Source organism: Mycobacterium sp. RTGN5, from assembly GCF_033804465.1.
Lineage (GTDB): Bacteria > Actinomycetota > Actinomycetes > Mycobacteriales > Mycobacteriaceae > Mycobacterium.
In genome coordinates this window covers 1-24,484 of sequence record NZ_JAPZLA010000003.1, presented here as the reverse complement: position 1 = coordinate 24,484, position 24,484 = coordinate 1, and the positions used below count along the sequence as shown (strand labels likewise).

Annotated in this window: 23 protein-coding genes and 1 tRNA gene; 11 read left to right on the top strand and 13 right to left on the bottom strand. The window is 66.1% G+C overall.

What is annotated here, in order from left to right; all coding sequences use genetic code 11:
* Nucleotides 1-1,032: 1,032 nt before the first annotated feature.
* The gene (locus tag SLQ31_RS17015; RefSeq protein ID WP_319434760.1) at nucleotides 1,033-2,529 is read left to right on the top strand and encodes an arylsulfatase; all 1,497 of its coding nucleotides are present in this window, start codon (nucleotides 1,033-1,035) and stop codon (nucleotides 2,527-2,529) included.
* A gap of 215 nt (nucleotides 2,530-2,744) precedes the next feature.
* Here the strand turns inward: SLQ31_RS17015 and SLQ31_RS17010 are convergent, their stop codons facing one another.
* Both SLQ31_RS17010 and SLQ31_RS17005 read right to left on the bottom strand, forming a co-directional pair.
* Nucleotides 2,745-3,044 (bottom strand): hypothetical protein, encoded by a 300-nt coding sequence (locus tag SLQ31_RS17010; RefSeq protein WP_319434758.1) that lies wholly within the window; start codon nucleotides 3,042-3,044, stop codon nucleotides 2,745-2,747.
* Between the two features lie 472 nt (nucleotides 3,045-3,516).
* A tRNA-Tyr gene (locus SLQ31_RS17005) sits at nucleotides 3,517-3,599 on the bottom strand.
* A 106-nt stretch (nucleotides 3,600-3,705) separates the two neighbouring features.
* On the opposite strand from SLQ31_RS17005, the gene SLQ31_RS17000 reads away from it, so the two are divergent.
* Nucleotides 3,706-4,197, top strand: coding sequence for a YajQ family cyclic di-GMP-binding protein (locus SLQ31_RS17000; RefSeq protein ID WP_319434756.1), 492 nt, complete (start codon nucleotides 3,706-3,708; stop codon nucleotides 4,195-4,197).
* Nucleotides 4,198-4,267: 70 nt separating this feature from the next.
* Nucleotides 4,268-5,788, top strand: coding sequence for an NAD(P)/FAD-dependent oxidoreductase (locus tag SLQ31_RS16995; protein WP_319434754.1), 1,521 nt, complete (start codon nucleotides 4,268-4,270; stop codon nucleotides 5,786-5,788).
* Here SLQ31_RS16995 and cynS read toward each other — a convergent pair.
* A complete protein-coding gene (gene cynS, locus SLQ31_RS16990) occupies nucleotides 5,774-6,229 on the bottom strand; it encodes a cyanase (RefSeq protein ID WP_319434752.1) in 456 nt (151 codons plus the stop codon). The genes SLQ31_RS16995 and cynS overlap by 15 nt on opposite strands.
* A 99-nt stretch (nucleotides 6,230-6,328) precedes the next feature.
* On the opposite strand from cynS, the gene SLQ31_RS16985 reads away from it, so the two are divergent.
* Together SLQ31_RS16985 and SLQ31_RS16980 are read left to right on the top strand one after the other, a co-directional pair.
* Nucleotides 6,329-6,649 (top strand): WXG100 family type VII secretion target, encoded by a 321-nt coding sequence (locus SLQ31_RS16985; protein ID WP_319434750.1) that lies wholly within the window; start codon nucleotides 6,329-6,331, stop codon nucleotides 6,647-6,649.
* A gap of 31 nt (nucleotides 6,650-6,680) precedes the next feature.
* Entirely contained in the window at nucleotides 6,681-7,706 is a 1,026-nt protein-coding gene (locus SLQ31_RS16980; RefSeq protein WP_319434748.1) for an NAD(P)H-dependent glycerol-3-phosphate dehydrogenase, read from the top strand.
* Between the two features lie 102 nt (nucleotides 7,707-7,808).
* Here SLQ31_RS16980 and SLQ31_RS16975 read toward each other — a convergent pair whose 3' ends face one another.
* Nucleotides 7,809-8,360 (bottom strand): hypothetical protein, encoded by a 552-nt coding sequence (locus SLQ31_RS16975; protein ID WP_319434746.1) that lies wholly within the window; start codon nucleotides 8,358-8,360, stop codon nucleotides 7,809-7,811.
* Between the two features lie 555 nt (nucleotides 8,361-8,915).
* On the opposite strand from SLQ31_RS16975, the gene SLQ31_RS16970 reads away from it, so the two are divergent.
* Together SLQ31_RS16970 and SLQ31_RS16965 are read left to right on the top strand one after the other, a co-directional pair.
* Nucleotides 8,916-9,785 carry a TylF/MycF/NovP-related O-methyltransferase gene (locus tag SLQ31_RS16970; RefSeq protein WP_319434744.1) on the top strand — a complete coding sequence of 290 codons (870 nt, stop codon included), beginning with the start codon at nucleotides 8,916-8,918 and terminating at the stop codon, nucleotides 9,783-9,785.
* 236 nt (nucleotides 9,786-10,021) lie between these two features.
* Nucleotides 10,022-10,936 (top strand): mechanosensitive ion channel family protein, encoded by a 915-nt coding sequence (locus SLQ31_RS16965; protein WP_319434742.1) that lies wholly within the window; start codon nucleotides 10,022-10,024, stop codon nucleotides 10,934-10,936.
* Here SLQ31_RS16965 and htpX read toward each other — a convergent pair.
* Both htpX and grcC1 read right to left on the bottom strand, forming a co-directional pair.
* Entirely contained in the window at nucleotides 10,933-11,805 is an 873-nt protein-coding gene (htpX, locus tag SLQ31_RS16960; RefSeq protein ID WP_319434740.1) for a zinc metalloprotease HtpX, read from the bottom strand. The two genes, SLQ31_RS16965 and htpX, sit on opposite strands and share 4 nt — an antisense overlap.
* A gap of 76 nt (nucleotides 11,806-11,881) precedes the next feature.
* A complete protein-coding gene (gene grcC1, locus SLQ31_RS16955; RefSeq protein ID WP_319434738.1) occupies nucleotides 11,882-12,889 on the bottom strand; it encodes a nonaprenyl/(2E,6E)-farnesyl/geranylgeranyl diphosphat synthase in 1,008 nt (335 codons plus the stop codon).
* Between the two features lie 21 nt (nucleotides 12,890-12,910).
* On the opposite strand from grcC1, the gene menJ reads away from it, so the two are divergent.
* Nucleotides 12,911-14,131 (top strand): menaquinone reductase, encoded by a 1,221-nt coding sequence (menJ, locus tag SLQ31_RS16950; RefSeq protein ID WP_319434736.1) that lies wholly within the window; start codon nucleotides 12,911-12,913, stop codon nucleotides 14,129-14,131.
* A gap of 98 nt (nucleotides 14,132-14,229) precedes the next feature.
* Nucleotides 14,230-15,795 (top strand): NAD(P)/FAD-dependent oxidoreductase, encoded by a 1,566-nt coding sequence (locus SLQ31_RS16945; RefSeq protein ID WP_319434734.1) that lies wholly within the window; start codon nucleotides 14,230-14,232, stop codon nucleotides 15,793-15,795.
* A gap of 62 nt (nucleotides 15,796-15,857) precedes the next feature.
* Here the strand turns inward: SLQ31_RS16945 and SLQ31_RS16940 are convergent, their stop codons facing one another.
* Complete coding sequence (locus SLQ31_RS16940) at nucleotides 15,858-16,544, bottom strand: demethylmenaquinone methyltransferase (RefSeq protein ID WP_319434732.1); 687 nt, start codon at nucleotides 16,542-16,544, stop codon at nucleotides 15,858-15,860.
* A 56-nt stretch (nucleotides 16,545-16,600) separates the two neighbouring features.
* On the opposite strand from SLQ31_RS16940, the gene SLQ31_RS16935 reads away from it, so the two are divergent.
* On the top strand, nucleotides 16,601-17,425 hold the full coding sequence (locus SLQ31_RS16935; RefSeq protein WP_319434730.1) for an SDR family oxidoreductase: 825 nt from the start codon (nucleotides 16,601-16,603) through the stop codon (nucleotides 17,423-17,425).
* Nucleotides 17,426-17,724: 299 nt separating this feature from the next.
* On the opposite strand, the gene SLQ31_RS16930 is transcribed toward SLQ31_RS16935, so the two are convergent.
* Nucleotides 17,725-18,864: a glycosyltransferase family 1 protein gene (locus SLQ31_RS16930; RefSeq protein ID WP_319434728.1), complete on the bottom strand. Its 1,140-nt coding sequence runs from the start codon at nucleotides 18,862-18,864 to the stop codon at nucleotides 17,725-17,727.
* 89 nt (nucleotides 18,865-18,953) lie between these two features.
* On the opposite strand from SLQ31_RS16930, the gene SLQ31_RS16925 reads away from it, so the two are divergent.
* Nucleotides 18,954-19,616 carry a DsbA family protein gene (locus tag SLQ31_RS16925; RefSeq protein ID WP_319434726.1) on the top strand — a complete coding sequence of 221 codons (663 nt, stop codon included), beginning with the start codon at nucleotides 18,954-18,956 and terminating at the stop codon, nucleotides 19,614-19,616.
* Here SLQ31_RS16925 and SLQ31_RS16920 read toward each other — a convergent pair.
* From SLQ31_RS16920 to SLQ31_RS16900, 5 genes are all read right to left on the bottom strand, one after another.
* Complete coding sequence (locus SLQ31_RS16920; protein WP_319435804.1) at nucleotides 19,577-20,089, bottom strand: DUF3592 domain-containing protein; 513 nt, start codon at nucleotides 20,087-20,089, stop codon at nucleotides 19,577-19,579. The two genes, SLQ31_RS16925 and SLQ31_RS16920, sit on opposite strands and share 40 nt — an antisense overlap.
* A gap of 8 nt (nucleotides 20,090-20,097) precedes the next feature.
* Nucleotides 20,098-21,738 carry a 2-succinyl-5-enolpyruvyl-6-hydroxy-3-cyclohexene-1-carboxylic-acid synthase gene (gene menD / locus SLQ31_RS16915; protein WP_319434724.1) on the bottom strand — a complete coding sequence of 547 codons (1,641 nt, stop codon included), beginning with the start codon at nucleotides 21,736-21,738 and terminating at the stop codon, nucleotides 20,098-20,100.
* Between the two features lie 65 nt (nucleotides 21,739-21,803).
* Nucleotides 21,804-22,595: an alpha/beta hydrolase gene (locus SLQ31_RS16910; protein ID WP_319434722.1), complete on the bottom strand. Its 792-nt coding sequence runs from the start codon at nucleotides 22,593-22,595 to the stop codon at nucleotides 21,804-21,806.
* The gene (locus SLQ31_RS16905) at nucleotides 22,592-23,335 is read right to left on the bottom strand and encodes a DJ-1/PfpI family protein (protein ID WP_319434720.1); all 744 of its coding nucleotides are present in this window, start codon (nucleotides 23,333-23,335) and stop codon (nucleotides 22,592-22,594) included. The genes SLQ31_RS16910 and SLQ31_RS16905 overlap by 4 nt, the downstream gene beginning before the upstream one ends.
* Nucleotides 23,336-23,346: 11 nt before the next feature.
* Nucleotides 23,347-24,294 (bottom strand): GlxA family transcriptional regulator, encoded by a 948-nt coding sequence (locus SLQ31_RS16900; RefSeq protein ID WP_319434718.1) that lies wholly within the window; start codon nucleotides 24,292-24,294, stop codon nucleotides 23,347-23,349.
* Nucleotides 24,295-24,484: the final 190 nt, after the last annotated feature.

Genomic DNA, 24,484 nt, shown 5'->3' with positions numbered 1-24,484 from the left:
ATGGCCTCGAGGTGCCTCTTTGCAGGCTGGCGGCCGAAAATCGATCGCTTCGGTGAAATTGGAGTAGCGCGCTACCTGCTCGCCAGGCCGGGTCCTGCGGCGAATCATCAAAGGACGGTTCTTTGCCACCTTTCCTGATAATTTCTCAGGAATCGGGTGGTTCCAATGAATGGGAGCGGTATGAACGTGGCAATTGGGACGGCGACAGGCTCCGTGCGGCCACGCACCGGAGTGCGGAACATGTGCGCAATGGTGGTCGCCGCCGCCGTTGTGGCAGCGGGGTTGGGAGCCACTCCGCCAAGGGAGATGCCCGTTAGCCGGATGATGCACCTGGAGGCCACACTTGCGGCGTCAGTGATATCAAGTGTCGCTTCGGTTTCCGACCCTGCTGCGTCGAACTCCGTTGTGGCAGCGAGAACCCCGACCACGAGAGCGGCGGCGACACCGGGTGCCCCGCTGAACCTCGGCCAAGCGTTGCTCTTCACCGGGGCTGCAGTGCTGTTGACCCCGGCGTGGTACATCGCCTTTCCGGTCACCATTCCGCTGACCGCTGCGTTCGCGTTGGTCCTCATGAGTCCGTTTGTGGTCACCGCCGGCGGATCAATCAATCTGACTACCGTCGCGTTCGCGGTGGCGGTGGGCGCGATTGGCTACGCGATCTTGCCCCCGGCGGCGATCCTTGGGGGCCTTGTGAACATTGGGCAGGGATTGTCGAAGGCCCTCTCGCTACCTGCGGCCGCGGCGAAGACGAAGACAGCCGCCAGCGCCACGTCTTCTCGCCGAGCCCCAGCATCGACGGGCCACTCTCGTCGCGCTACCCGCTCCCAACCAGCCGCTGCCGCCACTCCCGGGCCGACACACCACCGCGACCAAAGTCGAGGGACGTCGAAGAAGTCGACCACCGGTAAGCGAACGGTGGGAAGCAACGAAAGGCAGCGTTAGCCTCAACCCTTTCTTGCCCTTTCGCCACAAATGAGGCCTAGCCTCGGCGACAGGCGTGCAGCACGGTGCGCTGTGACGAGAGGTCGCCCGTTGACTGACAAACCCAACATCCTGATCATCTGGGGCGACGACATCGGCCAGAGCAACCTGAGCTGCTACAGCAACGGCGTGATGGGCTATCGGACCCCCAATATCGACCGCATCGCTGCCGAGGGCGCGATCTTCACCGACTACTACGGCGAACAGAGCTGTACCGCCGGCCGGGCGGCGTTCATCACCGGCCAGAACCCGTACCGCACCGGTCTGACCAAGGTCGGCCTGCCCGGCGCCCCCCTGGGCCTGCAAGACCAGGACCCGACGATCGCCACCGCGCTCAAGGCGCAGGGGTATGCCACCGGGCAGTTCGGCAAGAACCACCTCGGCGATCGCGACGAGCACCTGCCGACCATGCACGGCTTCGACGAGTTCTTCGGCAACCTTTACCACCTCAACGCCGAGGAAGAGCCCGAGCTCCCCGACTATCCCAAGGACCCGGAGTTCCGCAAGAAGTTCGGACCCCGCGGCGTGCTGCACACCTGGGCTAACGGCGACGGGACCCAACGCATCGAGGACACCGGCCCGCTCACCAAGAAGCGGATGGAGACCGTCGACGACGAATTCCATGATGCGGCAGTAGGTTTCATCAAGGACAAGCATGAGTCGGACACGCCGTTCTTCGTCTGGTTCAACGCCACCCACATGCACTTCCGCACGCACCCCAAGCCGGAGAGCATCGGCCAGTCCGGACGCTGGCAGTCCGAGTACCACGACACGATGATCGACCACGACAAGCTGGTCGGCAGCTTGCTCGATCTGATCGACGAGCTCGGTATCGCCGACAACACGATCGTCATGTACTCCACGGACAACGGGCCGCACATGAACAGCTGGCCCGACGCAGGCATGACGCCGTTCCGCAACGAGAAGAACTCGAACTGGGAAGGCGCATACCGGGTTCCGGCGATGGTGCGCTGGCCGGGCCACATTCCCTCGGGCATCGTCCGCAACGGCATCGTGAGTCACAACGACTGGTTCGTCACGCTGCTGGCGGCCGCAGGCGTGCCGGACATCGCCGAACAGCTCGCCAAGGGCGCCGACCTGGGTGGCACGACGTACAAGGTGCATCTCGACGGCCACAACCAGCTGCCGTACATCACCGACGAGGTCGACGTCAGCCCCCGTCAGCACTTCTTCTACTGTTCCGATGACGGCGACCTGACCGCACTGCGGTACGACAACTGGAAGTTCGTCTTCCTCGAGCAACGCTGCACCGGCACGTTGCAAATCTGGGCGGAGCCGTTCACCGAACTACGCGTGCCCAAGCTGTTCAACCTGCGGACCGATCCCTACGAAAAGGCCGACCAGACGTCGAACACCTACTACGACTGGATGCTCGACCACATCTACCTGTTCGTACCCGCGCAGGCTTATGTCGCCGAGATGCTCCAGACACTGATCGAGTTCCCGCAGCGACAGAAGTCGGCGAGCTTCAGCATGGATCAGGTGATGGCCAAGCTGGAGGCTGCCACCACCGCGGGCAGCAGCTGAGCCCCAAAAAGATGCGTTTGATGCTGCTGCAGTACAGGCAGCGGTCGTGGCCACGCCAATGATGGCGACCGGCCCCGTAGATCCGAACGTTCCGAACCTTGGCCGGCCCCAGTTCACCGCCGACTTATCTGACGTACACCTGACTCGGCCCGCCGTCCTTCGGGTGGCGGGCCGATTGCGTGCTGGGTGTCAACGGCCGCTCATCGTTTTGACCCCTACTTCGCCGGTGCCATTTCTAGGGGCACCGAGCTGTCCGACGTCGGGTCGTGCCACGGGGCCGGAGTGTTTGTTGAGCCCGGCTTGGAGGTCACGCCGGCGGTGGCCGGCTTCGGCGTGAAGCCAGGAATCAGATGAGCATGCTCCTCGGACTTCGTGGAGGTACTCGACCCCGAGCCTGCGTGGTCTGCCGGTGCTGCCGCCGCGATCCCGTTCGCCAGGCCGAGGCCCGCCACACTCAGGGCCCCGGCGATGGCGGTCGATGCCGCGAGCTTCTTGATGGTGCTGATTGCGGTCATAGCTTGAGTTCCTTTTCTCGGACGCCCTGGTTGGGCTGTTGATAAAAGGATCGAGTGCGGACCTCAACGAGACCTCAATGCCGCTGTCGGTTTGCCCGTAACCGACATTTCCCTAACCCGTACAGAGTGGGAGAAGCCCACCGCGCGAGCCTTCCCTGGCTGCGGTCTTGGATCGCCCCCGCCATCCCCCCTCGGGTGGCGGGCCGCTTCTTTTCGCAGATTCAGACGAAGCGGACCCGTCACCACACGGGGGGATGAGTGGTGACGGGTCCGAACTTCGAAAGCCCAGGGGGGACAAGGCTCTCGTTATCGAACATAGCCACGACGCCTTAAGTAAGCCTGTCCGTTTCGTGTGAAAGCGCTCATTTGTCAACGCACCCCCGGCGGCGCCCGGCCAGGCGGCCATAGCCCACTGCGGACGGCTGTACCCTTCAACGCAGTCAGGCCCCCTCGAAAGGGGGCCTGACCAGTGTGGCAGGTACAAGATTCGAACTTGTGTAGGCTTTCGCCGACGGATTTACAGTCCGCTCCCATTGGCCGCTCGGGCAACCTGCCTGGGTGCGCCGCACCGGGGATCCGGTTTGGTGCGACTAGCAGGGTACAACGAGCATGTACCCCAGACACAAACCGGCCGATCACGTCAGGGAAGGGAACGAGTCCAATGGCGGATTCATCGTTCGACATCGTGAGCAAGATCGACCGCCAAGAGGTCGACAACGCGCTGAACCAAGCGGCCAAGGAATTGAGCACCCGCTTCGACTTCCGCGGCACCGAGACCACCATCGCCTGGAAGGGCGACGAGGGCATCGAGATCGTCAGCTCCACCGAGGAGCGGGTCAAGGCCGCCGTCGACGTCTTCAAGGAGAAGCTGATTCGCCGCGACATCTCCATGAAGGCCTTCGACGCCGGAGAACCGCAGGCCAGCGGCAAAACCTACAAGGTCAGCGGCACTCTGAAGCAGGGCATCGACCAGGAGAACGCCAAGAAGATCAACAAGCTCATCCGCGACGAGGGTCCCAAGGGCGTCAAGTCCCAGGTCCAGGGTGAAGAGATCCGGGTCAGCTCCAAGAAGCGCGACGACCTGCAAGCCGTGCAGGCATTGCTGCGGGGCGCCGACCTCGAGGTCGCCTTGCAGTTCGTCAACTACCGGTAGGCCCCTCGCCCCACCGGCGGTCAGTGCTTAATGTGGTGTCCATCACCACACACGTGAAGCGAGGACCGCGATGACCGCCAGCCCGGACACCGAGTCGGTACCCACCGAGCAGGACGGCGGCTCCTACGACGTCGTGATCATCGGCGCGGGGTTCTCCGGGCTCGGCGCGGCCTACCGAATCGCCGAACGCAACCCCGGCACCCGCTACGTCGTCCTCGAACGCCGCGAGCGCATCGGGGGCACCTGGGACCTGTTCCGCTACCCCGGCGTCCGCTCGGACAGCAGCATCTTCTCGCTGTCCTGGCCGTGGGAACCGTGGGTCCGCAAGGAAGGCGTCGCCGACGGCGACCACATCCGCGAGTACATGGACGACACCGCCCGCAAGCGCGGCATGCTCCCCCACATCCATTTCCAGACCCACGTGCAGTCCGCCGATTGGGATTCGGCCACCGACACCTGGACGGTGCACGTCACCGAGAACGGTGAACCAAAGACCTATCGCGGCCGCTTCGTGTTCTTCGGGTCCGGCTACTACAACTACGACGAGGGCTACACCCCCGACTTCCCCGGCTTGCAGACGTTCAAGGGCACTGTCGTGCATCCGCAGTTCTGGCCCGAAGACCTCGACTACGCCGGCAAGAAGGTGATCGTTGTCGGCAGCGGGGCCACCGCCGTTTCGCTGATTCCCGCGCTCGCGCAGAAGGCAGCCAAGGTGACCATGCTGCAGCGCTCGCCGACTTATCTGATGGCCGGTTCGCGGGTCAACCCCATCATTGAATTCGTTCGAAAGTTTGCTCCCCGCAAGATCTCTCACGCGTTCGCACGCTACTTCGCGGTCATGTTCGAAAGCGTCGTCTGGTTCGTCGCCCAGACCGCCCCCGGGCTGGCCAGAAACATCATCCGGAAGCAGAACGTCGCCGAACTGCCGCCCGGCTACCCGGTCGACGTGCACTTCAAGCCGCGTTACAACGTGTGGGATCAGCGGCTGTGCCTGGTGGCCGACGGCGACTTGTTCGAGGCGATCAGGAGCGGCCGCGCCGAGGTGGTCACCGACCATATCGACCACTTCGACGAAACCGGCATCGCACTGAAGTCCGGCGAGCACCTGGATGCCGACATCGTCGTCACCGCCACCGGCCTGCAATTGCACGCCCTCGGCGGCGTGCGAATCACGTTGGACGGCAATGAGATCAAGCCGCAAGAGAAGTTCTCCTACAAAGCGCACATGCTGGAAGACGTGCCCAACCTGATCTGGTGCATCGGCTACACCAACGCGTCGTGGACCCTGCGCGCTGACATGACCGCGCGGGCGGCGGCAAAGTTGATCGCGCACATGAACTCTCACGGCTACACCCATGCCTTCCCGCATCTGGGCGGTGAGCCGCTCGCCGAGAAGCCTGCGTGGGACATTCAAGCCGGCTACGTGCTGCGCAACCTGCACGCCCTGCCGAAATCGGGCCTCAAGCGGCCGTGGGTGGTGCGGCAGAACTACCTCGCCGACGCCTTCGATCACCACTTCATCGACAAGGTCGACGAGAACATGACCTTCGGACGGGTGCCGTCCCCGAGCCACCAACTAATCGGCGGCTGACGTCCAGTCGTATGGCAGGAACTTCCCGTCGAACGTGACGACGATCCGGTCGCCGGCCGGGTGCGGCTTCTTGTCGAGTGTGAGGCTGAAGTTGATCGCGCTCATGATGCCGTCGCCGAACTGTTCGTGGATCAACTCCTTGATCGCACCGCCGTAGACCTGCAGCGCTTCGTAGAAGCGGTAGATCGTCGGGTCGGTCGGCACCGCAGTCGGCAGCCCGCCGCGCATCGGGACCGCAGCCAACACCGGTATCGCAGACCCGTCTAGCCCAAGCATCTCGGCCAGCACCGAGCCATGTTCGGGTGGGATCGGATGCTGCCCCAGCAGCGCCGCCGTCGTCCACACGACGGGCCGCTCGATGGCGTCGGCCAATTGCTGCCACGTCAGCCCCTTGGCCAGGCGCGCGAAGACGATCTGCTCAGTGAGTTCCTCTCGGGTCATAGAGCCAGCATGCACGTCCGCTGTTTCCCCGACGTGATGCGAAGCGGGCTCGTCGCGGGTGAAGTGACGACACCGCCGGGAGTTGATATCACTGGTGGCATGCCAGGCACACTCATCGTCGATAGCGACGCCCTGAGCCAGTCGGCCACCCAGGTGACCGCCCGCGGCGACGACCTACACGCCAGCCACGCAGGCGCCCACGCCCAACTGTCGGCCGCCGAGGTCGGCTGGATCGGCACCTCCGCGCAGGCGCTGGCCAACCGCGTCGCCAACTGGAACAGGCGTACCACCGAACTCGTCGCCACCATCGGCGACCACGCGCAGGACATGCACACCAGTGCCACCGGATTCGCGACCACCGAACAGAACAGCAGCCAGAAACTGTGCGACGTCGCATCGCAGTTGCCCAACTCCGCATGAACACCGGGGTATTCGCAATACCCTGAACGCCATGACGTCTGATCGCCGCGAACCCAAAGTTGTCGTACTCGGGGGCGGATCCTGGGGTACCACCGTCGCATCCATCTGCGCCCGCCGCGGGCCGACGCTGCAATGGGTGCGCTCGGAGGAGACCGCCAAGGACATCAACGAGAACCACCGCAATTCTCGCTACCTGGGCGATGACGTCGAACTCTCGGAAACCTTGCGCGCCACCACCGATTTCACCGAGGCAGCCAACTGCGCCGACGTGGTGGTCATGGGTGTTCCCTCGCACGGCTTCCGCGGGGTGCTCGCCGAGCTGAGCAAGGAACTGCGCCCCTGGGTGCCGGTCGTCAGCCTGGTCAAGGGCCTCGAGCAGGGCACCAACATGCGGATGAGCCAGATCATCGACGAGGTTCTGCCCGGCCACCCGGCCGGCATCCTCGCCGGCCCCAATATCGCGCGCGAGGTCGCCGACGGGTTTGCGGCCGCGGCGGTGCTGGCCATGCCGGATCAGCACCTGGCCGCCAACCTCGGGAAGATGTTCCGCACCAAGCGGTTTCGCGTCTACACCACCGACGATGTCGTCGGCGTCGAGATTGCCGGCGCGCTGAAGAACGTCTACGCGATCGCCGTCGGCATGGGCTACTCGCTGGGTATCGGCGAGAACACCCGGGCGCTGGTGATGGCCCGCGCGGTGCGGGAGATGTCGCGACTCGGCGAAGCAGTCGGCGGCCACCGCGACACCTTCTCCGGCCTGGCCGGCATGGGCGACCTCATCGTCACCTGCACGTCCAAGCGCAGCCGCAACCGCCACGTCGGCGAAGAACTGGGCTCAGGCAAGACGATTGAGGAAATCATCGCCTCGATGAACCAGGTCGCCGAGGGCGTCAAGGCCGCCAGCGTGATCATGGAGTTCGCCGAGAAGTACGGACTGAACATGCCGATCGCCCGCGAAGTCGATGCGGTGGTCAATCACGGCGCCAACGTCGAGCAGGCCTACCGCGGCCTGATGGCCGAGAAGCCCGGCCACGAGGTCAACGACTCACACTTCTAGCCGCCGAGTCTGCGATGACCGCATCCATCCTGCGGTGAGAGCGCCTTTTGGGCCCCGGATCACGCGCTGAGCGCAGGATCGATGCGCCCCGAGGAGTCGGGCTTAGCCGCCGAATGACGGGAACAACGGGTTGCCGTTCTTCGGCCGATCCAGCATCGGGCTGGGACCCGACGTGAACGTGGCCCCCGGGCCGACGACGAAGCCGACCTGGTCGTGGTTGTTCACACACGCGACGGTCCCGCCGCCGTCGACGCCACAGCTGACGTCGCGAAAGCTCAGCCGCGTGTTCGGCGGCAACGCCTTGACGTCACCGGCCGCGGCGTAGACCGACGCGCCCGTGCTCGAGAACCCAGGTTCACCGGACGGGCCAGCACTGACCAGGTTCGCCCCACCCGGCGCACCAGGGAGCGCACCGCTGCAGCCGTAGCTGCCGTTGCCCTTGTCGAGAATGCAGACGACGCCGGGCGGCCCTGCGAAGGCATACCAGTTGCCGCCCATCGCCGAGTACGCCACCGGGCTCACCGGTGTGTAGGCGTTGACGTTGGGAAGGACCGGGGCCGGCGGCGCATCGGGGTCGGCCGAGGCCGCGCCCGGCACACCGATCGCGGCGGCCCCCGCAGCGCTCACCAGGCCAATCACGATTCTGCTCAGCATTCACCACACCCTACGTAAGCGCCGCGTGCGGCGCAGTCTGCGCACTTACCTGGTCAGTCGACCGGACCACCCCGGTTCGTTACCGTGCCGTCCCGTTTCCGACCGGCAGGCGTCATCGCGGCAGTCATCGGCGGCTGCCTCGTCACCCACGTAAAAGACGCCAGCGGCGGCGAGCAATAAATTCATCGAAAAAACCGAGTGGATCAACGCCGACACCGAACGACGCCAGGGCAAAGCGACCACGGAATGGTGCAACCAATTCTGCGACTCCCATACACAAGGAATTGTGCTGACCGCGGCAGCCCACATGTGCACTCACCGGAAAACGGCTTCTGTTGAGCGGTAGAGACCAGGACCCGTGCAGGGTTTTTGCCGGGCTCGCAACGCTCTGACGAGCATCTTTGCCTCCATCCTGTTGCAGTCACGGCGCAATCAACGCTACGGTGACGTAGCAAGCATTTCGAATGAAACGAAGGGCTCTGCGGGACGCCTCCCTCGTGAATCGCGATGATGTTTGTTTTTCCGAATTCTAGCTAATCCCGGAGGGGGGATGGCATGTCCGGTTGGATCAGTGAACTCCGGCGCTTCTCACATCGAAATCTCACGCTGAGAATCTATTACATTCTGTCGGCGCCTATAGCGATTTTCTTCATCTTGAATTCTCGCACCATTCATCCGTCGTACCGTCTCGGGTTTTTAAAGAAGATGACACTCGGTGCGCGGATGTTTTGGAATACAGTCCGTATTTCCACTGGCACGTCATATAAGACTCACCTTGCGATGTCACTGAAGATCCTGGAAACGCCGCCATCGGTGCCCGGCAGTATATTGGAATGCGGAACCTGGAAAGGCGGTTCTGCAGCAAATCTGTCCTTGATATGCGATCTCACGGGCCGCACCCTGAAGATCTATGACTCATTTGAGGGTTTACCGAAGGCAAATGATCTCGACCGTCTAAGTCAATATTATTCCGAGGGCGATTACTCGGGTTCGCTTGGTGAGGTGCGGCGCAACCTGGAGCGTTTTGGTGCTGTCAACCGCTGCGAGTTCATACAAGGCTGGTTCGACGACACTCTCCCCGCCCTAGATGAACCGGTGCTCTTGGCGTTTATTGATGTCGATCTAGAAGCAAGCCTAGATACGTGCGTAAGGTACATTTGGCCACATCTTGTAGACGATGGATTCATATTTATCGACGAGGCAGCCGATACTGATTACTGCGCTCTATTCTATTCAGAACGTTGGTGGTCCGAGAATTTCGACCGGCACCCACCAGGTCTGATTGGCGCGGGAACGGGCCTGGCGCTCGGCGAATATTACATCGGGCCTTGGAACCAAAGTGCCGATCACCCAATGCAGCATCACAACGCGGGCGCCTACACCTGCAAGAGCCATTCCGGCCACTGGACCTACTACCGCGACTGACGCCCCACAGCGGGTTCGGCCGAGGCCGCCCCCGGCACACCGATCGCGGCTGCCGCGTCCTGGGTCACGCCGACACACCCTTGGGGATCCGCAAACGGGGCAGCACGCCGCCGCCTGGCGAATCGTGATCAACACCACGCGGGTGTAAAACCCGGCCGTTCGGGCAACGCAACAACGGTCCCCGTGCTTGATGCACACCAAACGAGCGCCACGACAAGGCAATTCGCGTAAGGACTATGAACTCACTCACAACGACGTACCTGGCTGCCGGTAAATGGCCGGACTTCTGGGCCGGAAATATGGGCGAGTGGCTGCGCACCAAGGGCTTGCACATCGTGCTGGTGATCGCCGCCGCCCTGCTGGCCACCCGGCTCTTCCGCTGGATTGCAGGCAAGATCGCCAGCCGGCTCGACAGCGGCGACGAGCTGGTGCGCTCCGAGAGCGCCAAGCACCGCGCCGCTGTCGCGTCGGTGATCTCGTCAGTGCTGATCGCCGTGCTCTATGTACTGGTCGCCGTCGATGTCTTCGACCAGCTCGGCCTGCCGATCGGCTCACTGGTCGCGCCGGCCGCGGTGCTGGGTGCCGCAATCGGCTTCGGCGCGCAGCGGGTGGTGCAGGACCTGCTCAGCGGGTTCTTCATCATCACCGAGAAGCAATACGGCTTCGGTGACCTGGTGTCACTGACCGTGGGCGGTATCGCCAAGGAGGCGACCGGGACCGTCGAGGACGTCACGCTGCGGGTGACCAAACTGCGGTCCGGCGACGGCGAGGTCTATACGATCCCCAACGGTCAGATCGTCAAGGCGCTGAACCTGTCCAAGGACTGGGCGCGCGCCGTCGTCGACATCCCGGTGCCCGCGAGCGCCGACCTCAACAAGGTCAACGACGTGCTGCACGGAGTCTCGTCGAATGCGATGGACGACAGCCGCCTGGACCAACTGCTGCTCGACGAGCCCACGCTCATGGGCGTGGAAAGCATCGAGGTGGACACCGTCAACCTGCGGATGGTGGCCCGCACTCTGCCGGGCAAGCAGTTCGAGGTCGGCCGGATCCTGAGGTCGATGGTGCTGCGCTCGCTGCGTCAGGCCGGGATCGCCAGCCCCGCCAAGTCAACGACCGTAGACGCGATGGCCAGCTCGAGCTCGAACTAGGGGTGGTACCCGGCCATCTTTTCGAGCCGGGCAATCCGGTCCGTGATCGGCGGATGGGTGGAGAACAGCTTGCCGATCTTCTCGCTGGCGCGGAACGGGCTGGCGATCATCAAGTGCGCCTGGTCGGCGAGCTGCGGCTCGGGCGGCAGCGGCGCGTTCTCCACCCCGCCGCTGATCTTGCGCAACGCCGAGGCCAGCGCCAGCGGGTCACCGGAGAGTTCGGCCCCGGACGCGTCGGCTTGATACTCGCGCGAGCGGGACACCGCCATCCGGATCACCGTCGCGGCGATCGGACCGAGCAGTGAAACCAGCAGCAGAGCAAAGGGATTGGCACCGCCTTCACGGTTGCCGCCGCCGAACATCGAGGCGAACAACGCGATGTTGGCCAGCGCGGTGATCACCGAGGCCAGCGCACCGGCCACACACGAGATCAGGATGTCGCGGTTGTAGACGTGCGAGAGCTCGTGGCCCAGCACTGCGCGCAGTTCCCGCTCGCTGAGCAGATCCAGGATCCCCGTCGTGACGCACACCGCCGCGTTGCGCGGGTTGCGGCCGGTGGCGAAGGCGTTCGGATTCGCCGTGTCGCTGATATAGAGCCGCGGCATCGGCTGGTGGGCGGCGGTGGCCAGCTCCCTCACCATCGAGTAGATCTGCGGGGCCTGCACCTCGTTGATCGGCTGAGCGTGCATCGCGCGCAGCGCCAGCTTGTCGGAGTTGAAGTACACGTAGACGTTCATGCCGATGGCGAACACCAGGGCCAGGAACATGACGTTGCGACCGAACAGCGAACCGAGGAAGACGATCAGCGCCGACATTCCGACAAGCAGCATGAACGTCTTCGCCGTGTTGGCGGCCGGATGCCAAGTCATCGAATTCCTCCTACGAGCAAACGCACTCTCACCGGAGATTAACGTCTCGAACCGACTGCGAGGTTCCGCGAATCGCTCAGCCGTGCCGGTTAATTGTGTAGTCCATCAGCGAGGCCAGCGCACGACGGCCGGGCCCGTCCGGCAACCCGGCCAGCTCCTCACCGGCCTCTATGGCATAACGCTCGACGGTGGCCTTGGCCTTGGCGATGCCGGGTCCGGAACGCAGCAGCGCCAGCGCCTCGGCCAGTGCGTCGTCGTCTTCGATCGGCCCCTTCACCAGTTCGCGCAGCCGGTCGGCGTCGCGGCCGGTCTCATTCAACGCATACAGCACCGGCAAGGTGTGCACGCCTTCTCGCAGGTCAGTGCCCGGCAGCTTGCCCGACTCGTCGGGGTCACTGTCGATGTCGATGATGTCGTCGGAGATCTGGAATGCGGTGCCGACGATGCCGCCGAGCCGGCTCAGCCGCTCGACCTGATCGTCGGTGGCTCCGGCGAATGTGGCGCCGAAGCGGCCCGACGCCGCGATCAGGCAGGCGGTCTTCTCGTAGACCACCTTCAGGTAATGCTCGACTGGATCCACACCCGTCGTGTTGCCCTTGGTCTCGCGCATTTGGCCCGTCACCAGCTGGGCGAACGTCTCGGCGATGATGCGCACCGCGTCCGGGCCGAGGCGGCTCACCAAGCGCGACGCCGTCGCGAACAGGTAGTCGCCGGCCAGGATCGCGATGTTGTTGCCCCAGCGGGCGTTGGCGCTGGGCGCCCCGCGGCGCATCTGCGCCTCATCCATCACGTCGTCGTGGTACAGCGTCGCCAGGTGCACCAGCTCGATCACCGCGCCGGCCACGGTGACCTGCCAAGCGTCCGGATCGGGGCCGATCTGCGCGGAGAGCACGGTGAACAGCGGCCGGAACCGCTTGCCACCGGCCTCGAAGAGATGCACGACGGCCTCGGTCATCAGCTCGTCGCCGCCGCGGAGTTCGGTGCTCATGAGCTCTTCGACGCGGCCCACCCCGTCGCGGACGCTCTTGGCGAACGCCGGGTCACCGAAGTCCACCCCTGCTACCACCGTCGCCGGAGTACTCACCCTGCCAACATACTGGGGAACATGGACAGGCATGCGACGGTGGTGGTCGTCGGGGCAGGACCGGCAGGGTCAGCGGCCGCCGCCTGGGCCGCCCGGCACGGCCACGACGTGCTCGTCATCGACGCCGCCGAGTTTCCCCGAGACAAGCCCTGCGGCGACGGGCTGACCCCGCGCGCGGTGCTGGAGTTGCAGCGCCTCGGGCTCGGCGACTGGCTCGACGGCCACATCCGCCATCACGGGCTGCGGCTCTCCGGGTTCGGCGCCGACGTCGAGGTGCCCTGGCCCGGCCCGTCGTTCCCCTCTGGCGGCTCGGCGGTGCCCCGCACCGAACTCGACGACCGAATCCGCAAGGTCGCCGAGGACGCCGGGGCGTCGATGCTGCTCGGCGTGAAAGCCGTTGATGTATCTATTGATTCGCGCGGACTGGTGGACGCGGTGGTGTTGGCCGACGGGTCGCGGGTGTCGTGCCGGTGGCTGATCGTGGCCGACGGGGCCCGCTCCCCGTTCGGCCGGGTGCTGGGCCGGCAGTGGCATCAGGAGACCGTCTACGGGGTGGCCGTGCGCGGGTATCTGGCCTCCCCGCGCGCTTCGGAGCCGTGGATCTCCTCGGATCTGGAACTGCGCTCAGTCGACGGGCAGGTGCTGCCCGGTTACGGCTGGATCTTCCCGCTGGGCAACGGCGAGGTGAACATCGGCGTCGGCGCGCTGGCCACGGCCAAACGGCCCGCCGATGTGGCGTTGCGACCGCTGATCAAGCACTACACCGACCTGAAGCGGGCCTCGTGGGGTTTCGAGGGTGCGCCGCGGGCGGTGTCCTCGGCCCTGTTGCCGATGGGCGGCGCGGTCTCCGGGGTGGCCGGACCGAACTGGGTGCTCATCGGGGACGCCGCGGCCTGCGTGAACCCGCTGAACGGTGAGGGCATCGACTACGGGCTGGAGACGGGGCGGCTCGCGGCCGAGATGCTGGGCTCCGGGGATCTGTCTCTAGCCTGGCCTGCGACGTTGCAGGCGCACTACGGGCGCGGCTTCTCGGTAGCCCGCCGGCTGGGGCTGCTGCTGACACTGCCCCGGTTCCTGCCGCTGACCGGGCCGATCGCGATGCGCTCCCGCGCGATGATGGGCGTCGCCGTGCGGGTGATGGGCAACCTGGTGACCGAGGACGACGTCGACCTGGTCGCGCGGGCGTGGCGGGTGGCGGGGATGGGGTCGCGAATCGTGGACCGGCGCAAGCCGTTCACCTGAGCGACATCGACGCAGGTCACGCCGGCGACCACATCCAGTTATGACAAATTTGACAAAACTTCTTCACATCGGGCCTGGCCCGTCATAAGCTCCGCCGCATGACGGATTACGACGCGATCATCGTGGGGGCTGGACACAACGGGCTGACCGCGGCGGTGGTGCTGCAGCGCGCGGGCCTGCGCACGCTGTGCCTGGAGGCCAATACCTACAGCGGCGGTATGGCTGCCACCGTCGAGCTGATCGACGGCTTCAAGTACGAGATCGCCGGGTCCGTGCGCTTCCCCACCGCGCAGAAGATCAACAGCGAGCTCGGCCTGGACACGCTGCCGACCATCGAGTCGGAGATCATGTCGGTCAACCTCGGGGAAAACGGTGAGGAAGCGATGATCTTCCACAGCGACCCGATGGCGATGATGACCCACCTCAACGAGAAGCACGGCATGGACGCCGTGATGGCCATGGCCAACCTGTACGCCTGGAGCGCGGGCCCGGGCAAGGCACTCGGGCGCTTCGATGCGCTGGCACTCCCGAAGACCATCGACGAGATGTATGCCTGTGCCGCAGACGAAAACGAGCGGCGTGCGATCCACGAGATGCTGTTCGGCTCGGCGATGGACGTCGTCGACCGGTTCCTGCCCGACAAGGAGAAGCACGCCGTCATCCGCGGCATGCTGGCGTTCCTGGCGGTCAACTCGACCTATCGCGGGCCGTATACCCCTGGCAGCGCAACGTGTTTGGCGTTCGCCATGGCCATGCCCCCGGAGGGCGGCCAGATGACCACCAAACTCAAGGGCGGCATCGGTGTGCTGGCCGATCATCTGCGCGATCTGTTCCTCGACGCCGCAGGCGAAATGCGGTACCGAGCCAAGGTCGACCAGATCCTGGTCGAGGACGGCAAGGTCACCGGGGTGCGGCTCAAGGACGGCGAAGTGATCACCGCGCCCATTGTGGTGTCCAACCTCGCGCCGGAGACCACCCTGCTGGATCTCGTTGGCGCCGATCATCTTCCGTCGTCACTGGTGACCCGCCTCGGCGGCCGCGACCACCGCGCGTCCTTCATGCAGATCCACTTCGCCCTCGACGGCCTGCCGCAGTACGCCGCACCGTACGACTACCTCAACGAGCCCGGCATGCAGATGTCGGTCGGCATGTTCGGTTCACCCGAAGAGCAACAGCGCCAATGGGAGATGTGTCGTCGCGGCGAGGTACCGGACAACCCCGCGATGTCGATTCAGATGCCGACGGTCGGCGACCCCGAGATGGCTCCCGAGGGCAAGCACGCCGCCAGTGTGTACGCCTACGCGTTCCCCATCGAGGCTCCCCGCGAGCAGCACGGTCAGCTCAAAACCGAGATGGCCCAACAGGTTGTCGACAAGCTCACTCGCTATGCGCCGAACTTCAAGGACATCCTGATCCGCGACATCACGTTTGCGCCGTATCACATGAACACCATGTTCGCCGCGCCCAACGGGGACTTCTGCCACGGCCTGCTGCAGCCCGAGCTGATGGGCGTGAACCGGCCGGGCCCCAAGGGATTCATCGACGAGCCGATCCCGATCGAGGGCCTCTATCTCGGTGGCGCGGGCTGCCACGGCGGGCCGGGCATCACGTTCGTCCCGGGATACAACGCCGGCTATCAGGTGCTGGCCGACGCGGGCCGTTAACTAGTGATTTGGGCGCGCTTTCGTGCGCAGGGCGCACGTTAGCGCGCCGAAATCGCAGGACGCTAGGCTTTAACGGCCGCGTGCAGCGCGACAATCCCGCCAGTGAGGTTGCGCCAGCGCACATCTGACCAGCCGGCGTCCCGGATCTGGCCAGCCAGGGCCGCCTGGTCGGGCCACGCCCGGATGGACTCGGCCAGATAGACGTAGGCATCGGGATTGCTGGACACCGCGCGGGCCACCCGCGGCAGCGCCTGCATCAGGTACTCCTTGTAGACGAAAGAGAACACCGGCACCACGGGCGTGGAGAACTCGCACACCACCAGCCGCCCACCGGGGCGGGTCACCCGCGCCATCTCACGCAGGCCGGCCGGGTGGTCGACGACGTTGCGCAGACCGAAGCTGATGGTGACCGCGTCGAACACCTCATCGGCGAACGGCAGCTTCGTCGCGTCGGCGGCGACCTTCGGAACCGGTCGCGCGGCCCCGGCCCGCAGCATGCCGACCGAGAAGTCCGCGGCCACACACCAGGCGCCAGACTTGGTCAGCTCGACCGTCGACACCGCGGTGCCGGCCGCCAGGTCCAGCACGCGATCGCCCGGCCCGATGCCCAACGCCGCGCGGGTCGCCCGCCGCCAAGAGCGGTCCTGCCCCATCGAGAGCACGGTGTTGGTGATGTCGTAGCGGCGCGCGACGGCGTCGAACATCGACGCCACATCGCGGGGATCCTTGTCCAGCGTCGCGCGGCTCACGGTGCCGACGCTACCCGAGTGGGAATCATGAGCCCGCTTACGCGTTGCACTCAGCCATGAGTGAAAAAGTCTGGTTCATCACCGGTACCTCGCGTGGCTTCGGCCGGGAATGGGCGATCGGCGCCCTCGAGCGCGGCGACAAGGTCGCCGCCACCGCCCGCGACACCGGCACCCTCGCCGACCTGGTCGACACCTACGGCGACGCGATCCTGCCGATCCCGCTCGACGTCACCGACCGCGAAGCCGACTTCGCCGCGGTCAAGCAGGCCCACGACCACTTCGGCCGGCTCGACATCGTGGTCAACAACGCCGGCTACGGCCACTTCGGCTTCATCGAGGAGCTGTCCGAGAAAGACGCGCGCGACCAGCTCGAGACCAATGTGTTCGGTGCGCTGTGGATCACCCAGGCCGCACTGCCGTATCTGCGCGCCCAGGGCAGCGGCCACATCATCCAGGTGTCGTCCATCGGCGGCATCACCGCGTTCCCACTCGTCGGTATCTACCACGCGTCGAAGTGGGCGCTCGAGGGCTTCTCCCAGGCGCTGGCTCAGGAAGTCGCACCGTTCGGCATTCATGTGACGCTCATCGAGCCGGGTGGTTTCGACACCGACTGGTCCGGTCCGTCCTCGAAGCGATCGGTCGAGCTGCCGGAGTATGCCGAGTTGCATCGCCAGGTCGATGAAGCCCGCGCGACGCGGTGGTCCAAGCCTGGCAACCCCAAGGCATCGGCGACCGCGATCCTCAAGATCGTCGATGCACCGACGCCACCGTTGCGGGCGTTCTTCGGGGAGTCGCCGCTGGCCACAGCAAAGGCCGACTACGAGAGCCGCCTTGCCAATTGGGAGCAGTGGCAGCCCGTCGCCGTCGAGGCGCAGGGCTAGCTACATCGCGTGCGCGTCGAGTCTCGATAATTGACGCGCGCGACTTGCCATTCGTTCGCTGAGGTGAATCAGGCGATCCTCATGTCCAGCCGGCATGGTGTAAGCCAACTTACGGAGTTCGAGGGCAAATTCACTGAGATCGTGGCGATACGACGCGTCATTCATCGGGCGTTCCCCGTCGTGAAGAAGTGGTGTTGACATTTGCTATTAGCGTTCCCCCGCTTGGCTTTCAGTCTGCTCCAGACCAACGGGTATGGAAAGGTTTCTCAGGAACAATTAAGGTTTGCGTACGTTGCGGCTCAGGCCGCCCGGGTACGTCGGCGGCGGCGTCCTTCCACCCGCACCGCCTCGTAGTGACCGATTAGCTGGTCGCAGATCGCCGGCCACGTCCGGCCGAGCACGCTGCGACGGGCAGCCAGTGAATAGCGCGCCCGCTCGTCGAGCAGATGATCCACCGACTGCGCCAGTCGCGCCTCGAATTCGTCGACCCCCAGCAACAGTCCGGTGCGGTAGGGCGCGACGAGGTCACGCGGACCACCGGCATTGGGCGCAATGACCGGCACACCGGAGGCCATCGCCTCCTGTACGACCTGGCAGAAGGTCTCATGCTCACCCGGATGGACGAACACGTCCATGCTCGCGTAGGCGGCGGACAACTGCTCCCCGTAGAGGGCGCCGGTGAACACCGCCGCCGGCAGCAGCGCCCGCAGTTTGTCCCGGTCGACACCGTCACCGACGATGACCAGCTGCAGGTCATCACGTCGATCGAGCACCGCCAGCCGTTCGACATGCTTCTCCGGCGCGAGCCGCCCGACGAAGCCGACGATCGGCTTGCCTGCCGGAGACCACCGTGCGCGCAGCTCGCCGTTGCGTGCCGACGGCGCGAAGCCGGTGACGTCGACGCCGCGAGCCCACTGATGCACGCGCGGGATGCCATGAGCGGCAAGGTCTTCCATCGATGCGGTGGATGGCGCCAGGGTGCGGTCGGCACGCGAATGCAGGTGCCGCGTCCACGCCCAGGCCGCCTTGGAGGCAGCACCCATGCCATAACTTTCGGCGAACCCGGCGACGTCGGTCTGGTACACGGCCACCGTAGGCACGCCGAGGAACCGCGCGGCCTGCAGACCGCCGTAGCCCAGCAATGCCGGGGAGGCCAGGTGAACGACGTGCGGGTCGAACCCGCGCAGCACCCCCACGATGCGGGGGCGCGGCACACCCAGTGGCAACGACGTCACCTTCGGGAACATCTTCGACGGGACCCGGTGCACCCGGACTCCGTCGTGGATACGCTCGGCCGCCGGCTCACCGCGGGGGGTGTCCGGGGCGATGACGAGCGCTTCATGACCAGTGCGGCGGAGATGCTCCAGCACCCGCAGCACCGAGTTGGTGACGCCATTGACGTTGGGCAGGAAGGACTCGGCGACAATCGCAACGCGCACACAACGAGAGTTGCAGCGGCGCCTGACAGCAGGGTTGCGCCCAGGCATACACGACACGAAAAACAGGTGGAACGGGGTAGCGTGCCAGCATGCGGTACTGGTCGGTGGTCGTGGTGGCGCTGGTGATGCTAGTTGCCGGCTGCAGCAAGGAAATCGCCGGTGTGGCACAGGTGGATCCGCGCGGGCCGGCGACCGCGCTGAGCAAGGACGGGTTCGGCATTGTGACCGGCGATCCGACGGCGCGGGTGAGCATCGAGATCTACACCGAACCGCAATGCAACCACTGCGCCGATCTGCAGAAGGATTTCGGCGACGAGTTGTCCCGGTACATGAACCTCGGCCAGCTCGTCGTCACTTACCGGCCGTTGACCTTCCTGGACGAAAAGCCCGGCGGCTATTCCGATCGGGTGAGCAACGCGATGTTCCTGGCGGCCGGACCGGACACGTCGGCCAAGGCGTTTCAGGCGTTCATCGAAGACCTTTGGGGCCACCAGGATTCCCGCGGCAAGGGACCCACCGACACCGAAATCGCCGATATGGCCCGCGAAAGCGGTGTGCCGGTGACGGCGGTCGACGCGATGCGGGCCGGCAAGCCCGCGCTGGACTTGACCGAGATGGCCGACACCAACTTCGAGTACCTCTATGAGATCGACCCGATCAGCACCGGTACCCCAACGGTATTCGACCTGACCACGAACAAGGCCGTCGATATCTACGACAACAACTGGCTGTCCAAGTTGATGTCGACCTGAGCCAGCCTGCGCTCCAGAAAAGCCAGTCCGGCTAGCACCAGCGCACCGATCAGCCATGCCACCACCGCGATCGAGCCGGCCGGAATGATCGCCAGCGCAGCGGTACGGTGTTGCACCCGAACCAGATCCGGATCGTTGCGATCGTATTCGACGTAGATGCGCATCCCCTCGGCTAGTTCCGATGGGTAGAGCACGCCGAGTTCGGGACGGTAGGTGATGCGATCAGGGGTGACGAACTCGATCGTCGAGCGGCGCGGTCCGGCGGAGAGCACCTCAGCCTGCGCCACCCCCATGTTGCGTTCGATCTGGCGGTCGTTGCGCCACGCACCGGCCACCAACAGCACCGACTGCAAGGTGACCAGACCGATCAGGATCCACACCGCACACTTGCTCCAGCGCAACAGCTTCCGCTGCGTCGTGTCGACCACGTCGGGATCGCGCCGGGGCAACGCCGAATTCAGCAGGGCGGGCAGCCTGCCGGTCACAGTGCCGCCCTGATCGCGGCGTGCAACTGCCGCAGCGACGACCGGTCGGCTTTGACCTCCAAAACCCGCATGCCCTCGTGTGATTCGGCGAGGGCGGGGCCGAGCTGATCGACTTCGATCTGGCGGGACTCGATGTGGTAGGCGCGGCACAGCGCGCCGACGTCGACGTCGTGCGGGGTGCCGAAGACCCGCGCCGACACGTCGGAGAACCGGGGGTCGCCCTGCTCGAGTAGCTCGAAGATGCCGCCGCCGTTGTCGTTGGACACCACGATCGTCAGGTTCTTCGGGATGGGCTCGGTGGGGCCGATCAGCAATCCGGAGCTGTCGTGCACGAACGTCATGTCACCGATCAGGCCGATGGTTCTGCCGGCATTCCCGCTTCGGTCATGTGCCAGTGCCGCACCGACGATCGTCGACACCGTGCCGTCGATCCCGGCCACGCCGCGGTTGGAGCGCACCTGCACACCGTCGGTGTTCAGGCCGACGAGCGCCGCGTCGCGCACCGGGTTGGACGCACCGAGCACAAGCTGATCCCCCGGGCGCACGGCGTCGGCCACCGCCGCCGCCACGTGCAGGCCGGTGGTCAGCGGGTGGGCGGCCAGCTGGTCGCGTACCGCGGCCACCGCGAGCCGGTTGGCCTCCGCGCAGCGCTCCAGCCAGGCCGGATCCGGTGCGCCGCTGGTCTCGGCCCGGGTCCCGGTGGCCTGCGAGTTGCCCGAGACGTCCGGCCAGCGGGGGCCGGTGGTCAACGCGAACACCGGCACGGAGGAGTCGGCCAGCAGCGTCGACACCGGCCGGTGCAGTGTGGGCCGGCCCAGCATGATCACCTGCCGCGGCCGCAGCAGCGGCAGCGCGAGCGGGTGCAGAGGGTTCGCGGCGTGCGGCGCGGTCGGCTCGGCGACCGTGGGCAGGGCGGCCAGGTTGGGGTGCACACCGGCGCCGTGCCCGGCGATCACCACGGTGTCGGGGGTGAGGTCGATGTTCAGGGGCTGGTCGAAGACCACCGGCGGGTTGTAGGTCCACGGTTTGCCGTCGGGCCGCCCGGGCGGGAGATCGCCGGCCGCTGGCCCGGGATCGGGCACCAGCGGTTCGCGCAGCGGGATGTCGAACTGCACCGGGCCGGCGTTCGCGGTGCGGGCGCCGGTGGCCGCCGCCAGGACGCGGCAGGTGGCCGAGCGCCACTGCGCATTGAGTTCGTCCAGCTTGTCGGGCCCGTCTTCAGCGAGGCCCAGGCTGATCGCCGTGCGAACCTGCGTGCCGAAATAGCCGAGCTGCTCGAAAGTCTGGTTGGCGCCGGTGCCCAACAGCTCGTAGGGACGGTTGGCCGACAGCACGATCAGCGGCACGCGGGCGTAGTTGGCCTCGACGACGGCGGGACCCATGTTGGCCACCGCGGTGCCCGACGTCATCGCGACGCATACCGGCGCACGCTCGGCCACCGCGAGGCCAATGGCCAGGAAGCCGGCGGTGCGCTCGTCGATGCGGACGTGCAGGCGGAGCCGGCCCGCGCGGTCGGCGTCGGCCAGTGCGAAGGCCAGCGGGGCGTTACGCGAGCCGGGGCAGAGGACGACGTCGCGGACGCCGCCGCGAATCAATTCGTCGACGACGACACGGGCCTGGGCCGTCGATGGGTTCACCACTACAGCGTGTCATATGTCGTTTTTGAGGGCCTTAGACGCCGGAGCCGCTCCGGCCGGCGACATTAGACGAGCGCGCCGGCGAAGAAGTCCAGCATGGCGCTGTTCACGGTGTCCGGGCGCTCCAGGAATCCGAGGTGCCCGGTGTGGCCGATCTGCACGTAGCGACCGTTGGGCAGAGCGTCGGCAACCTCGCGGCCGAGCGTCGCCGGGGTGAGCACGTCGTCGGCGAACCCGATCACCAGCACCTCGGTGCGGATGGACCGGTAGGCGGTCAGCCGGTTCTCCTTGGGATACACCTCGAGCTGGGCGGCCAGGCCCGGCGTCCGCTTGATCGGGAACGCGGTGAACATCTCCATCCAGTCCCCGATGGCCTTCTCGTCGTTGATCGTTTTGGGCGAGAAGTTCTCCAGCACACGCACTTTCGCGGCATATGCGGGCGGCAGCTGGATTTCGGCCTTGGTGAGTTCGACGTCGGCGGCGCGGATGGACTTCCGGATGCGGTCCAGACGGCCGCGGGTGCCCATCAGCACGGCCTGGCTGACCAGGTCGGGACGGGCCAGCATCAGCTCCTGGGCGATGTAGGCACCCATCGACATCGCCACCACCCGGGCCGGGCCGCCGTCGGCCACCTGCTCGATGAGGGCGGCGGTGTCGGCGATCATCTGCTCGGTGCCGAAGCCACCGGCGTTCTCGGTGGCCCCGATCCCCCGGTTGTCGAAGGTGATGCAGCGGTAGCCCGCCGCCACGAACGGCGGGACCTGGTGAATGTGCCACGTGCGCCCGGCGCCGCCGGTGCCGGCGATGAACAGGACCGGATCGCCGGAGCCGTTTTCCTCGTAGGCCAGGTTGATCACCTCGCAGAGGCTACGCGTCCCCGTTTCCGCTTGCCTCGCGACCGGGCCGCTTCGATGGCGCCGGTCCACAACAGCGACGTCATGGCCTTGAGCTGGGTCGGGTTGGCCAGATCCTTGGCCATCAGCGCGGCGGCGGTGGCCTTGGTGGTCGCCGAGGCCTTCGACATGTGCCCGGAGTCAAACGGCGGCTGCGGGTCGTATTCCATGGACAGTTGGATCACCTTGGCGCGCTCCTCGCCGCCGATCTGACCGGCCAGCCACAGCGCGAGATCGATCCCCGCCGACACCCCCGCGCAGGTGACGATGTCGCCCTCGTGCACCACCCGTTCGTCGCCGACGGCGGTGACGCCAAGGGCCTTGAGCGCGGTCAGCGCCATCCAATGCGACGTCGCGCGCTTGCCTTTCAGCAGCCCGGCAGCGGCGAGGATGACCGATCCTGAGCACACCGACGCCGTCCAGGTGGCTGTTTCGTGCGCGCTGCGCACCCAGTCGAGCAGCTTCTCGTCGCGGGCGTGTTCCATTGTGGTCATCCCGCCGGGCACGAGAATGACGTCGGGAGAAGGGGTTTCATCGAAGGTGTGGGTAGCGCCGACCACTAGGACACCGGAGTCTGCGGCGATCGGTCCGGGCTCATGCCACAGGAAGCGAACCTCGGCGTCCGGCAGAAAGCGCAGCACCTCGTAGGGCCCGATGAAATCCAGGGCGGTGAAGCCGGGATAGAGGACGATGGCGATCTGCATGGGAATCTCCTCTAGACAAAGGTTTTGCGGTATTGGTCGGGCGACACGCCCACTCGGCGAATGAAGTTGCGGCGCATGGTTTCCGAGGTTCCGAACCCGCACCGGCTGGCGATGGAGACGACGGTGTCGTCAGTCTCCTCCAGCTGACGGCGAGCGGCCTCGGTGCGGACGCGTTCGACGTAGGCGCCGGGCGCTTCGCCGACCTCGTCGGTGAACACCCGGGTGAAGTGCCGCGGGCTCATCGCGGCGCGCCGAGCAAGATCCGAGATGCTATGGGCGGCACCGGGTTCGGATTCGATCGCCTCCTGCACATCGCGGATGGGCTGGCGACGCGCCCGCGGCATCCACACCGGCGCGGCGAATTGCGTCTGGCCGCCGGGGCGTCGCAGATACAACACGAGGTAGCGGGCGACGGTCTGGGCGACCTCGGTGCCGTAGTCCTCTTCGACAAGCGCCAGCGACAGGTCGATGCCCGACGTCACCCCCGCCGCCGTCCAGACCCGCTCCGAACTGCGCAAAAAGATGGGCTCGCGGTCGACGGTCACGGCCGGGAACTCGCGGGCCATCCGGTCGGCGAAGGCCCAGTGCGTGGTCGCGCGGCAGCCGTCGAGCAGCCCGGCCTCGGCGGCCAGGAAGGCGCCGGTGCACACGCTGACGACGCGGCGGGAGTTGGCGGCGGCCGCGCGGATCCAGGCCATGGCGTCGGCGTCGTCCCGGACGGCGTCGACGCCCGCACCGCCGGGCAGGATCAGGGTGTCGATGTCGCGCGGTTCGGGCAGCGCCTCGGCGACGAAAGCCAGGCCGGTCCCGGTGCTCACGGGTTGGCCGTCGCGGGAGACGACGCTGACCCGGTACCCGCCCTCGGTGAGCAGGGCCGCGCCGGTGAACACGTCGTGCGGCCCGACCAGGTCCAACGCCTGCACGCCGGGAAAGCCGAGGATCACCACCGACCGCGCCATGGGTTCAGTGTTGACCCTCGCGGGTATGGCGTCCAGGCCTCCTACCCCACAGATCAGGCCATCGGCTCTGCGAACGCGATTTCGGGGGGGGGGTGAGGGCGCGGGGGGGGGGTGGGGGGGCGGCAGACGCGGGAGGGTGGGGGGGGGGGGTGGAGGGGCGCGCGCCGGGGGGGGGGGGGGCGCCCGGCGG

Coding starts and splice junctions, on each gene's coding strand:
- SLQ31_RS17010 (WP_319434758.1), bottom strand. CDS start 3,044: ATGACCGCAATCAGCACCATCAAGAAGCTCGCGGCATCGACCGCCATC.
- SLQ31_RS17000 (WP_319434756.1), top strand. CDS start 3,706: ATGGCGGATTCATCGTTCGACATCGTGAGCAAGATCGACCGCCAAGAG.
- SLQ31_RS16995 (WP_319434754.1), top strand. CDS start 4,268: ATGACCGCCAGCCCGGACACCGAGTCGGTACCCACCGAGCAGGACGGC.
- cynS (WP_319434752.1), bottom strand. CDS start 6,229: ATGACCCGAGAGGAACTCACTGAGCAGATCGTCTTCGCGCGCCTGGCC.
- SLQ31_RS16985 (WP_319434750.1), top strand. CDS start 6,329: ATGCCAGGCACACTCATCGTCGATAGCGACGCCCTGAGCCAGTCGGCC.
- SLQ31_RS16980 (WP_319434748.1), top strand. CDS start 6,681: ATGACGTCTGATCGCCGCGAACCCAAAGTTGTCGTACTCGGGGGCGGA.
- SLQ31_RS16975 (WP_319434746.1), bottom strand. CDS start 8,360: ATGCTGAGCAGAATCGTGATTGGCCTGGTGAGCGCTGCGGGGGCCGCC.
- SLQ31_RS16970 (WP_319434744.1), top strand. CDS start 8,916: ATGTCCGGTTGGATCAGTGAACTCCGGCGCTTCTCACATCGAAATCTC.
- SLQ31_RS16965 (WP_319434742.1), top strand. CDS start 10,022: ATGAACTCACTCACAACGACGTACCTGGCTGCCGGTAAATGGCCGGAC.
- htpX (WP_319434740.1), bottom strand. CDS start 11,805: ATGACTTGGCATCCGGCCGCCAACACGGCGAAGACGTTCATGCTGCTT.
- menJ (WP_319434736.1), top strand. CDS start 12,911: ATGGACAGGCATGCGACGGTGGTGGTCGTCGGGGCAGGACCGGCAGGG.
- SLQ31_RS16945 (WP_319434734.1), top strand. CDS start 14,230: ATGACGGATTACGACGCGATCATCGTGGGGGCTGGACACAACGGGCTG.
- SLQ31_RS16935 (WP_319434730.1), top strand. CDS start 16,601: ATGAGTGAAAAAGTCTGGTTCATCACCGGTACCTCGCGTGGCTTCGGC.
- SLQ31_RS16925 (WP_319434726.1), top strand. CDS start 18,954: ATGCGGTACTGGTCGGTGGTCGTGGTGGCGCTGGTGATGCTAGTTGCC.
- SLQ31_RS16905 (WP_319434720.1), bottom strand. CDS start 23,335: ATGCAGATCGCCATCGTCCTCTATCCCGGCTTCACCGCCCTGGATTTC.
- SLQ31_RS16900 (WP_319434718.1), bottom strand. CDS start 24,294: ATGGCGCGGTCGGTGGTGATCCTCGGCTTTCCCGGCGTGCAGGCGTTG.